Below are 10,958 nucleotides of genomic sequence, written 5' to 3'. Positions count from 1 at the left end.
GGCGGGGCCGGTGTGAGCCGGTCCCGCCCCTGTAGCGAAATGTTCACTTCTCGCCGCTCGGGGCGGCTGCGCTGGATCAGGCGTCCGCGAGTGCGGGCGCCTCCTGGACGATGTTGACGGTCTTGCGTCCACGCTTGCTGCCGAACTCCACCGCGCCGGGGACCAGGGCGAACAGGGTGTCGTCCTTGCCGCGACCCACGCCGTCGCCCGGGTGGAACTTGGTGCCACGCTGGCGGATCAGGATCTCGCCGGCCTTGACCACCTGGCCGCCGTAGCGCTTGACGCCCAGGTACTGGGCATTGGAGTCGCGGCCGTTGCGGGAGCTGGATGCGCCCTTCTTGTGTGCCATGTCGTATCGCCTCTCAGCTCGTCAGGTTCCGCGTCACTTGCCGGACTTGATACCGGTGACGCGCAGCTTGGTCAGCTTCTGACGATGACCCTGCCGCTTGTGGTAACCGGTCTTGTTCTTGAACTTGTGGATCACGATCTTCGGGCCCTTGGTGTGCTCGAGGATCTCGCCGGACACCGTGACCTTGTCCAGGGCAGCGCCGGTGGTGAGGTCGGTACCGTCGACGACCAGCAGAGCGGGGAGGGTGACGGCGTCGCCGGTGGCCAGCTCCAGCTTCTCGACCTGGATGACGTCACCTTCGGCGACCTTGTACTGCTTGCCGCCGGTGTGGATGATCGCGTACATCGCGGGGTGGCCTTCCGTTTCCTCGTTCGTGCCGGACGGATCTCCGCACAGCACACTGCTCGTCACTGGTCACTACGGGTTCTCACTCGGCGTGCACTGCCGGACGATCGAGGTGATCGTCCACAGGCGCCAGAAGACCGCCGCTGACGGCGGACCGACTCCCCACGATACGCGGTGCGGGCCTGCCGGACAAACCGCGCCATCGAGGTCTGCCACCCACCCGGTCCCGGGGCCGGCGGACCGGCAGCAGCCGGTCCGTCAGCGGCCCGTCAGGAGTCGATCGCCGGCGTCTCTGATGGCCGGTCTGCTCCACCGGCCGGACCGGCCGGCCGCCGCGCCGCTCGACGACGTGGTCGGGCCACCGGGGCTTCCGAGGTCACCGAACCCTTCGACACCGCGGCACCGTCGACGGCTGCGGCCCCGGCACCGGCGGCGACACCGACGAGGGCCGGCTCCGGCGCAGAGCCATGGCCCCCGTTGGCGGAACCGTCGATGGTGAGGACCACGGCCGTTCCGGCGGTGACCGTCGACTTCGAGACGGCCCGTCGACGTCGCGGACGGGCCGCGGGCGGCTCCTCGACGACCGGCGCGGGCGCAGCATCCGCTGCGGATCCGGCGTCCGCGTCCGAAGTGCGGCTCGCGTCCGTGGCGTTTGCGAGGATCTCGACACCCCCGTCGTCGGCCGCCGGACTGGAGGCAACCGACGCGACGGCTTCCGCCACCTCGATCGAGAGCTGCGAGTCCGTGCCGGCGGCGTCACCGTCGGCGGCATCAGCCGACGGCTTCGGTGTCATCCGCGGGCCGCGCGGGTCGGCCTTGAGCGTGACGATCCGGGCGATCGGTTCCGGCGTCTCCTCCGGTTCCGTCGGCCGCTGACGCTCCCGACGCTTGCGCGGTGAGGAGGATGAGGACCGACCGGAGTCACGGCCGTCATCAACGCCCGAGGATACGCTGCCGGTGTCGATGGGCGCGTCCTGCAGCACGATGCCGCGGCCGTGGCAGTGCTCGCAGTTGTGCGAGAACGCCTCGAGCAGACCGGTGCCCATCCGCTTGCGGGTCATCTGGACCAGCCCGAGCGAGGTGACCTCGGCGACCTGGTGCCTGGTTCGGTCGCGACCCAGGCACTCCGTCAGCCGACGGAGTACCAGCTCACGGTTGGACTCCAGCACCATGTCGATGAAGTCGACGACGATGATCCCGCCGATGTCGCGCAGCCGGAGCTGCCGGACGATCTCCTCGGCGGCCTCCAGGTTGTTCTTGGTGACCGTCTCCTCGAGGTTCCCGCCAGACCCGGTGTACTTGCCCGTGTTGACGTCGACGACGGTCATCGCCTCGGTGCGATCGATCACCAGCGAACCACCCGACGGCAGGTGCACCTTGCGCTCCAGCGCCTTGGCGATCTGCTCGTCGATGCGGTAGCGGCTGAAGACGTCACCCTTGCCCTCGTAGCGGGAGACCCGCTCGGACAGCTCGGGCGCGACCTGGTCGACGTAGGCCGACACCGAGGCGTATGCCCCGTCGGACCCGCCCTCGTCGTCGATGACCAGCGAGGTGATGTCGGAGTTGAACAGATCGCGGACGACCTTGGTCAACGTGTCGGGCTCGGCCGACAGCTGCGACGGCGACGACGACTGGTTCGACTTCGCTGCCTCGGCAGCCTCCTGGATGGTCTCCCACTGCGACTTCAGCCGTTCGACGTCCGCAGCCAGATCGTCCTCGGAGACGCCCTCGGCGGCGGTCCGGATGATGACGCCGGCGCCGTCCGGGACGATCCGGTCGAGGATCTGCTTGAGCCGCTTGCGCTCGGTGTCCGGCAGCTTCCGGGAGATCCCGGTGGCACCGCCACCCGGGACGTAGACCAGGAACCGTCCCGGTAGCGAGATCTGGGTGGTCAGCCGGGCGCCCTTGTGACCGATGGGGTCCTTGGACACCTGGGCCAGCACGACGTCGCCGCTGGACAGCGCGGTCTCGATCCTGCGGGCCTTGCCGACCAGACCGGTCATGTCCCAGTTGACCTCGCCCGCGTAGAGCACGGCGTTGCGGCCGCGACCGATGTCGACGAACGCAGCCTCCATCGACGGCAGCACGTTCTGCACCCGGCCGAGGTAGATGTTGCCGATCATCGAGGCAGCACCGGCGCGGGAGACGAAGTGCTCGACGAGGACGTCGTCCTCCAGCAGCGCGACCTGGGCCAGATCGCCGCGCTCGCGCACGACCATCACCCTGCTGACGGCCTCACGGCGGGCCAGGAACTCGGCCTCGGTGAGGATCTGCGGTCGCTGGCGGGACTCGCGGGAGTCCCGACGGCGCTGCCGCTTGGCCTCGAGTCGGGTCGAGCCCCTGATGCCCTGGACCTCGGCGGCGACGTCGCGAGCCTCACGCACGTGCACCACGGTGTTGTCGGGATCGTCGCCCCGGCCGGACTCGCCGTCGCCGGACCCGCCGCGCCGACGTCGACGCCTGCGCCGGCCGGAGCCTGCAGCCGAATCGTCGTCGTCGGAGCCGGCTTCGTCGGTGCCGTCGGAGGTGGTGCCGTCTGCCGACGTGCCGTCGGACCCGTCATCCGAGCTCGCGGCGTCCTCGCCGGCTGAGGCCTTCGAGGAGCGACGACGACGACGCGGCCGCGGCGCACTCTCGGCGTCGGCTTCCAGGTCACCACTCCCGGCGTCCGTGCGGTCGGCCGCGGTCCCGTCGATTCGAGTGGTGTCGCTGTCGGTCGAGTCGCCGTCGGTCGTGTCGCCGTCGGTCGAGTCGCCGTCGGTCGAGTCGCCGTCGGTCGAGTCGCTGTCGGTCGTGTCGCCGTCGGTGTCGCTGTCGGCGCGACCACGGCCACGGCGGCCACGGCGGCGGCGACGACGGCCACCGTCCGCGGTGTCGCCGTGCTCCTCATCGGCCGAGGCGTCCTGCTCGGGCTGGGTCGCAGTGCTGTCGTCGCCGGCAGTGACGGACCCTTCGGTCGACGCCGGCTGATCGGTGGCTTCGTCGTCGGCGGCCTGCGAGCGACCACGGCCACGACGGGAGCGCGACCGCGAGCGGGTGGGGGTGGGTTCCGCACCGTCGTCGAACGTCGGCTCGGCGGTGGCGTCCGAAGGCGTCGCCGGATCAGCCTCGGTGGTGCTCGGGTCGGGAACGTCGGCCGGCTCGGCCGGCTTGGTACGCGCCCGGCTCGCCCGCTTGCGGGGTGGTGCCGCCTCCGGCTCGGGCGCCAGGAACAGCGGCACGCCGCCGAACGGCGTGGCGTCGGACCCGGAGTCGTCGGGGACGGCGGGGGTGGAGGTGCCGGGGGCAGGTGTGCCTGGGGTGTCGCCGGTCAGTAGCTGGGTGAGCACCTCGACGGCCACCGCATGGTCGACGGACGACGATGCAGCCTTGACGACGACCCCGCGCTCGACGAGCGCGGCGATGATCTCCTTGCTGGACAGGCCGGTGCGTTTGGCCAGCTCGTGCACCCTCGGCTTGGCGGGGAGTGCTGCGAGCGCCTGCTCCAGCGCACTGTCGACGATGTTCTCGGTGTCTGACACGAGGTTCCTCTCACCGACCCCCGGGCGCGTACTGGACGCGTCCGCGCAGGGGCGGTCATGTGTTCGGTTGCTGTCCCCCGCAACGTTGAGCCGCAGGGACCAGAAGTCTTCGGGTGGGCGGACACCGCGGCGCACATCCGAGCCAGGCCCCGCTCGACGTCTTTCACCCGTCGGAGACCGGCACCGATACGCGAACCAACGGCTACCTGCTGCCAGTATCCCACACGGGTGCGTCGCTGCTGCGCCTGACGGCGCCGACCGGGGCGGTTCCGTCGGGTTCGATGGCTGCGTTCGCGGCCCCGGTCGACGATCGTTCCGAGCGTGCTGACCGGCGGGAATGTCGGCGTCCCAGCACCACCGTTGCCGCGACACCGATGAGAAGGATCACCGCGCCGATCGCCTCGGTGGGAGTGGGCAGCTCGTCCAGCGCGATCCAGGCGGCGAGCACGCCGACCACCGGCACCAGCATGGCGAACGGCCCAACGGACGCCGTCGGGTACTTCGACAGCAGGGTGTTCCAGATCCCGTATCCGACGAGCGATGCCCCGAGCACCGTGTAGGCCAGCGCGAGGATGCCGCCGACGCTGATTCCGGCGACGGCATCCACCATCGCGGTCGGCCCTTCGAAGATCACCGACATCAACGTCAGCGGAACAGGAACCACCAGGCCCGACCAGATCGTCAGCGAGAGCCCGGAGGCCTTGACGCCGCGGGTCAGGGTGTTGCCGACGGCCCAGGATGCGGCTGCACCGACGACGATCAGCAGCGGCAACACCGGCGCGACGGCTGCCCGTCCGACCGCGACGACCGCCAGCCCGGCCGCGCCGACCAACACGCCGACGAGTTGCCCACCGGTCGGCCGTTCGCGCAGGAACAGCGCGGAGAGCACGACCGTGAACAGCACCTGGGCCTGCAGCACGATCGGGGCGAGACCGGTGGGTGCACCCAGGTGCATGCCCAGGAACAGCAGCGCGAACTGACCGGCCGAGATGGTCGCCCCGATCGCCACCACCCGCCAGAAGCCGATCCGGGGTCGGGGAACGAAGAAGACTGCCGGCAGTGCCACGAAGACGAACCGGACGGCGACGAAGGCGAACGGCGGAAGGTCCTGCAGACCGCGATCGACGGCGAGGAAGTTGATCCCCCAGATGACGGCGACCAGGGTGGCCAGGGCGGTGTCTCGAGGTCTCACCCGGCCATCGTCACCCGCGCACGGCCGAAGGTCCAGTGAATGAATTCGGGCCTCAATCGGTAGCATCGCTTCATGATTGATCCGATCGCGCTGCGCTCGCTCGTCGCCCTCGCCCGCAACGGCACGGTGAACGGCGCGGCCGAGATGCTCGGCTACACCCCGAGTGCCGTGTCCCAGCAGCTCAAGAAGTTGGAGGTGAGCACCGGCGTCACGTTGGTCGAACGGTTCGGCCGGGGGGTCGTGCTCACCGCCCAGGGTCGGCAGCTGGTGGACGCAGCCGAGGATCTGCTGGCGCAGATGGAGCATCTGGAGTCCGCCCTGCTCGCCTCCGCCGGCACCCCCAGCGGGCAGGTCCGGCTGGGCTCGTTCTCCACCGCGGTCCGCGGAGTGGTGGCGCCGGCCCTCGCACGGTTGGCCGGCGAGCAGCCCGGCGTGCGGGTGCGGCTGTCAGAGGTCGAACCCTGGTCGGCTGTCACCGAGGTCGCGGACGGGCGGATCGACCTCGCGATCGTGCACAACTGGGAGCCGGTGCCGCTCAGCATCCCGGCGAACCTGCAGACCCGCCGTCTTGGTCAGGACCGGGCCGACATCCTGGTCCGCGCCGACGACCCGTTGGCTGCCCGCGCCAGTACCCACGCGGCGGAGTTGATCGGCCGCGATTTCGTCAGCGTCGCTCCCGGATCGATCTGTCACGCCTGGCTCAGCTGGATGTTCTCCTCGGTCGGGGCGATCCCGCGGATCGTGCACACCAGTGCGGAGTTCGGCTCACACATCGCCCTGGTCGCCGCCGGACAGGCCAGCGCGCTGGTACCCCGGCTGGGGCGCGGCCCGCTCCCGCCGTCGGTGGTGGCGGTGCCGTTGACGAATCCGGCACCCCTGCGGACGGTGACCGCGGTCTGGAGGCGCACCATGGAGACCAACCCTGGTATCACCGCGGTGCTGACGGTGCTGACGGATGCGGCGAGGGCAGTCCTGGACCAGAGCCCCGGGCCGGAACCCGACGGCTCGCCGGTCGAGGAGGTGGGCAGTGCCCCGTGAACGACAGCTGGTCGACCCGCCGGTGTTGGTGTTCGACGGCGATTGCGGTTTCTGCACGTCCGCCACTAACTTCCTGCAGCGGTTCGTCGACCGCCGTGCACGGTTCGCCGTCGTCCCACTGCAGTTCACCGCGCTCGAGCCGCTGGGCCTGACGCAGGAGCAGGCACTGGCGGCGCTCCGCTTCGTCGACGAGCACCATCGGGCGAGCGCCGGGGCAGCCGCCGTCTCCCAGGTCCTGCGCCGCTCCGGGTGGGGATGGCGACCGTTCGGCTTGCTGCTCGCCGCCCCGGGGGTCCGCGCGGTGGCCGAGCGGTTGTACCGCGTCATCGCCACCCACCGTCATCAGCTGCCGGGCGGGACACCGGCCTGCAGGCTCTGATCGGTCGACCGGTCGGCTCCCTGCTGGTGCTCACCAGCGGCCTTGGCTCGGCGGGACCGTCGCAGTGAGATGGTGGCCCAGCCGGCGACGCCGACCAGCACACCGATCGCCCCGGCAGTGACGAAGCCGCCGTGCCAACTCGCCCGGTCGAGGACGAACCCGACCGCCGGGGCCCCCACCGCTGATCCGATCGTCATCGCCGAGCCGTGCCAGCCCATCGCTTCACCGCGTACCGAGGTCGGGACGACCCGGCTCAGGGTGTCGATGGTGGCGGTGATCGTCGGAGCGCAGAACAATCCGGCGACGAACAGCAGGATGCTGATGGTGAGCCGGTCGTGGGCGAACGCGACCGCAGCCGTGCTCGCGCCCAGCCCGCCGACCAGCAGGAACGGGGAGATCGGCCGGGACAACGCGCCGTAGGCGAGGCCGCCGATTGCGGACCCGGCCCCCCAGATCGCCAGGATCCAGCCGATCGAGGTCTGCTGTCCCCACTCCCGCAATCCGGCCACCACCGAGACGTCTGTACCGGTCAACACCACGGTCGCCGTCACCGACGCCGCCAGCACCACCAGCACCGTCGGCGTCATCCAGGTGGGCAGGACGCTCCTGGTCGCGGGGGTCTTCTCCGTCGCCACGGTCTGCTCCGTCGACACGGTCTGCTCCGTCGACACGGTCTGCTCCGTCGACACGGTCTGCTCCGTCGACCCGGCCAGGGTCTTCACCGTCGGCGGGGACGCAGGCGGTGCGACGTCGAGGTTCGATCCCCCGCGGGCCGGCCGTGTCCCGGCGGCCGGCAGCGGTGGGTCCAGGATCCACAGCGCCAGGCCACCGATGATGCTCGCGAACTCGCACGCCAGCAGTGCGATCGGGGTGTCGATCGTGGTCGCGAGCCACACCCCGAGCGCCGGCCCGGCCATGAAGGAGATCTCCACCGCTACCGAGTCCAGCACCAGCGCAGTGGTGCGACGGTCGTCGTCGACGGCGCCGATGAGCACCTGCCGGATGATCGAGAAGGTCGGCACGACGAACAGCCCGGCGATCCCGGCCAGCGGGACCAGCAGCCAGTAGCCCAGGAACGGGGCGATCGACCAGCAGGCGGTCAGCACCAACAGCGACGGCAGGACGGTCGAGCGCAGCCCCCTGCGGTCCAACAGTCGGCCGCGCCACGGCCCACTGACCGCGGCCGCGATGGTGGCCACCGCGACGACCAGTCCGGCATCCGTGTAGGACCGACCGAGGTGACCCACGACGTGCAGGGTGAGCACGATCGCCGACGCCCACATCGGGATCCGGATCAACAGCCCCAACGCCAGCGTGCGCCGTACGACGGGCAATCCCAACACGGTCCGATATCGCTGAGCACCCACCCCAGCAGTGGATCATGCGGTACCGACGGCGCGCTCGTCGATTCCCCCCGGCACCCGCAGGTGACTGCCGATCAGGTCAGCAGCAGCCGTTCCAGGCGTCGAGCGGCGACCAGGATGCCGACCACGGCCATCGCCACGAAGTAGCTCGCGTGGCCCAGCAGGGCCGGGCCCACCTGACCCAGGCTGAGCCCCCGGATCAGCTCGATGCCGTGGTAGAGCGGGAGGCACTCGACGAGGATCTGGATCGCCCGCGGGTAGACCGAGAGCGGGAAGAACGTGGTGGAGAACAGGAACATCGGCAGCAGCGCGGTGGTGACCCACTCGAGGTGCTGGAACGTCTTGAGGAACGTCGTCACCGCCATCCCGACGGCGGCGAAACCCAGGGCGATCAGGATCGCGGCCGGCACTGCCAGCAGCGCCCACCAGGAGTGCAGCAGACCCATCACGAGCATCACCAGTTGGAAGGTGGTGGCGTAGATCGCACCGCGGCTGAGGGAGTACAGGACCTCACCGATCGCGACGTCCAGCGGGCCGAGGCTGGTGGCCAACATCCCGTCGTACAGCTTGGCGTACTTCAGTTTGAAGAAGACATTGTTGGTGGCGTCGAACACCGCGCCGTTCATCGCCGAGGTGGCCATCAGGGCAGGCGCGATGTAGGCGGCGTACTCGATCGGGCCGGTGGAGGTCTCGATGGCACCGACCAGCGAGCCGATCCCGACCCCCATCGCCAACAGGTAGAACACCGGCTCGAAGAACCCGGAGACGATCGTCCAGCGGGCGCTGCGAGCTCCCCGCACCGAGCGTTCCATCACGACCCCGGCACGCCGCGAGTACAGGTGCAGCGGGACGATCCGCAGCAGCAACGCCGGCCTCGAGGCGGGCAACGCTGCCTCGGTCTCCGACGGCGCGGCCATCAGACCACCAGCCGGACGTCGAAGCGGCGGCGCATGACCACGAATCCGGTGATCGACAACGCCACCAGGAACGCCAGGTGCCCGGCCGCCTGCCAACCGGGGAGCCCGCCGATGGCCGCTCCTCTGGCCAACTCGTTGCCGTGCCACAGCGGTGACAGGAACGCGACCCACCGCACCGCCCAGGGCAGCTGGGTGATCGGGAAGAACGAGGCGGAGAACAACGTCATCGGGATGATGCCGAAGCGCAGCGCCAGGTTGAACGCGGCCGGCCCGTCGTCGTCGATGGTGGCCGACAGCGCCATCACCCACACGGCGCAGGACAGTGCCGTCAGCACCGCGACCGGCAACATCAGCACCCCGGCGCCACCGCCCGCCGCTCCGAACGCCAGCAGCACCAGGTAGTAGAGCACCGAGGAGACTGCGACCCTGGTGGCGATGAACAGCACGTGCCCCTCGGCGGCCTGGGCCGGCGTGATCGGGGTCGAGGTGATGCCCCACAACGTCCGGTGCCACTTGAACCGGCCGAACAGCGCCCAGCTGGACTCACCGAAAGAAGTCTGCAGGGCCGCCGCGCACAGCAGCGCCGGCCCGATGAACTCGACGTAGCGCACCCCACCGAGGGCGCCGGTCCCCCTGGCCTCGATCAGTGATCCCATCCCGAATCCCAGGGCCAGCAGGTACAGCAGTGGCGCGATGACGGCGGAGGCCAGACCCGAGAGGAAGTACGGCCGCCAGGTGAGCACGAGGTACTCCCAGACGGTGGCCCTGGCCCTCCAGCCGGACGGTACCGTCGCGCGCACGACAGCCGGAACCGCCTGCGGCACTGCGTGTTCCGCGGATCTCCCGGTCGGCGTGCTCATCCGTCCACCAGACTCCGGCCGGTGAGATGCAGGAACACGTCCTCCAGCGTCGAGCGGCGCACGAGCGCCGAGACCGGCCGGACCCCGGCAGCGACCACCGACTCCAAAGTCTGCTCACCGGTGTCGGTGTAGAGCAGCAGCCGGTCGGGCAGCACCTCGATGCGCTCGACGATCCGCTCCACCACGGGCAGCACGGACCGCTGGGTCCCCGGCACGAAGCGCAGCTCGACAACTTCCCTGGTGGAGTACTGCGCGATCAGCGCAGCGGGCGAACCCTCGGCGGCGATCACCCCGCCGTCCATCACGACGAGCCGGTCGCACAACTGCTCGGCCTCGTCCATGTAGTGGGTGGTCAGGACCAACGTCACGCCCGCCTGTTTCAGACGGAAGAGCCTGTCCCACAACACATGACGCGCCTGTGGGTCCAGGCCGGTGGTGGGCTCGTCGAGCAGCAGCAGGTCCGGATCGTTGACCAGCGACCGCGCGATCGTCAGCCGGCGCTTCATCCCACCCGAGAGCGCGGCGACCTTCGCCTTCGCCTTCTCGGTGAGCTGCGCGAACTCGAGGAGCTCGTCGGCCTTGGACCAACACTGCTTGCGGGACAGACCGAAGTACCGTCCGTAGATGTAGAGGTTCTCCCGGACCGTCAGGTCCTCGTCCAGGTTGTCCTGTTGGGGAACGACTCCCAACCGGGACCGGATCGCGACGCCGTCGATCGACGGGTCCTGGCCGAGGATCGACAGCGAGCCGCTGGTGCGGGGCGAGACGCAGGCGATCATCCGCATCGTCGTCGACTTGCCTGCCCCGTTGGGCCCGAGGAAACCGAAGGCCTCGCCGGCCGGCACCACCAGGTTGATCCCCTTGACCGCGACGAAGTCGTCCCCGTCGTCGGACGGGAACGACTTGGTCAGCCCGGCAGCGGCGATCATCGGGGTGCGGGACGTCGGGGCATCCGTCGGTTGGCTCATCGGAGCGGATCCAGGCACCGGGCGG

10 protein-coding genes are annotated in these 10,958 nt (G+C 70.1%); 2 read left to right on the top strand and 8 right to left on the bottom strand.

The genetic code is table 11. The annotated features are described in order from the left end of the window. Nucleotides 1-76: 76 nt before the first annotated feature. The 4 genes from rpmA to ABLG96_RS07365 form a co-directional block, all read right to left on the bottom strand. Complete coding sequence (gene rpmA, locus ABLG96_RS07380) at nucleotides 77-349, bottom strand: 50S ribosomal protein L27 (protein WP_353650722.1); 273 nt, start codon at nucleotides 347-349, stop codon at nucleotides 77-79. Nucleotides 350-382: 33 nt separating this feature from the next. After that, the gene (gene rplU / locus ABLG96_RS07375; protein WP_353650721.1) at nucleotides 383-694 is read right to left on the bottom strand and encodes a 50S ribosomal protein L21; all 312 of its coding nucleotides are present in this window, start codon (nucleotides 692-694) and stop codon (nucleotides 383-385) included. A 269-nt stretch (nucleotides 695-963) separates the two neighbouring features. Continuing rightward, entirely contained in the window at nucleotides 964-4,215 is a 3,252-nt protein-coding gene (locus ABLG96_RS07370; RefSeq protein ID WP_353650720.1) for a translation initiation factor IF-2 N-terminal domain-containing protein, read from the bottom strand. Nucleotides 4,216-4,417: 202 nt separating this feature from the next. Continuing rightward, the gene (locus ABLG96_RS07365) at nucleotides 4,418-5,407 is read right to left on the bottom strand and encodes an EamA family transporter (RefSeq protein ID WP_353650719.1); all 990 of its coding nucleotides are present in this window, start codon (nucleotides 5,405-5,407) and stop codon (nucleotides 4,418-4,420) included. 72 nt (nucleotides 5,408-5,479) lie between these two features. Between ABLG96_RS07365 and ABLG96_RS07360 the strand changes: the two genes are divergently transcribed. Together ABLG96_RS07360 and ABLG96_RS07355 are read left to right on the top strand one after the other, a co-directional pair. Beyond that, entirely contained in the window at nucleotides 5,480-6,445 is a 966-nt protein-coding gene (locus ABLG96_RS07360) for a LysR family transcriptional regulator (RefSeq protein ID WP_353650718.1), read from the top strand. Next, nucleotides 6,435-6,824, top strand: coding sequence for a DUF393 domain-containing protein (locus ABLG96_RS07355; protein WP_353650717.1), 390 nt, complete (start codon nucleotides 6,435-6,437; stop codon nucleotides 6,822-6,824). Before ABLG96_RS07360 ends, ABLG96_RS07355 begins: the two co-directional genes overlap by 11 nt. On the opposite strand, the gene ABLG96_RS07350 is transcribed toward ABLG96_RS07355, so the two are convergent. The 4 genes from ABLG96_RS07350 to ABLG96_RS07335 form a co-directional block, all read right to left on the bottom strand. Continuing rightward, nucleotides 6,788-8,191, bottom strand: a complete 1,404-nt coding sequence (locus tag ABLG96_RS07350) for an MFS transporter (protein WP_353650716.1) — start codon at nucleotides 8,189-8,191, stop codon at nucleotides 6,788-6,790. The two genes, ABLG96_RS07355 and ABLG96_RS07350, sit on opposite strands and share 37 nt — an antisense overlap. Before the next feature lie 71 nt (nucleotides 8,192-8,262). Continuing rightward, nucleotides 8,263-9,105 (bottom strand): ABC transporter permease, encoded by an 843-nt coding sequence (locus tag ABLG96_RS07345; RefSeq protein ID WP_353650715.1) that lies wholly within the window; start codon nucleotides 9,103-9,105, stop codon nucleotides 8,263-8,265. Further along, complete coding sequence (locus ABLG96_RS07340) at nucleotides 9,105-9,965, bottom strand: ABC transporter permease (RefSeq protein WP_353650714.1); 861 nt, start codon at nucleotides 9,963-9,965, stop codon at nucleotides 9,105-9,107. Before ABLG96_RS07340 ends, ABLG96_RS07345 begins: the two co-directional genes overlap by 1 nt. Further along, complete coding sequence (locus ABLG96_RS07335) at nucleotides 9,962-10,894, bottom strand: ABC transporter ATP-binding protein (RefSeq protein WP_353651417.1); 933 nt, start codon at nucleotides 10,892-10,894, stop codon at nucleotides 9,962-9,964. The genes ABLG96_RS07340 and ABLG96_RS07335 overlap by 4 nt, the downstream gene beginning before the upstream one ends. Nucleotides 10,895-10,958 lie beyond the last annotated feature (64 nt).

The sequence above is a fragment of the Nakamurella sp. A5-74 genome (genome assembly GCF_040438885.1).
GTDB lineage: Bacteria > Actinomycetota > Actinomycetes > Mycobacteriales > Nakamurellaceae > Nakamurella.
The sequence above is the reverse complement of the archived record's forward strand: the minus strand, read 5'-3'. Positions and strand labels throughout refer to the sequence as shown.

Bases quoted from the DNA above. Each gene is read 5' to 3' on its own strand.
- rpmA (WP_353650722.1), bottom strand. From the start codon at position 349: ATGGCACACAAGAAGGGCGCATCCAGCTCCCGCAACGGCCGCGACTCC.
- rplU (WP_353650721.1), bottom strand. From the start codon at position 694: ATGTACGCGATCATCCACACCGGCGGCAAGCAGTACAAGGTCGCCGAA.
- ABLG96_RS07360 (WP_353650718.1), top strand. From the start codon at position 5,480: ATGATTGATCCGATCGCGCTGCGCTCGCTCGTCGCCCTCGCCCGCAAC.
- ABLG96_RS07345 (WP_353650715.1), bottom strand. From the start codon at position 9,105: ATGGCCGCGCCGTCGGAGACCGAGGCAGCGTTGCCCGCCTCGAGGCCG.
- ABLG96_RS07340 (WP_353650714.1), bottom strand. From the start codon at position 9,965: ATGAGCACGCCGACCGGGAGATCCGCGGAACACGCAGTGCCGCAGGCG.
- ABLG96_RS07335 (WP_353651417.1), bottom strand. From the start codon at position 10,894: ATGATCGCCGCTGCCGGGCTGACCAAGTCGTTCCCGTCCGACGACGGG.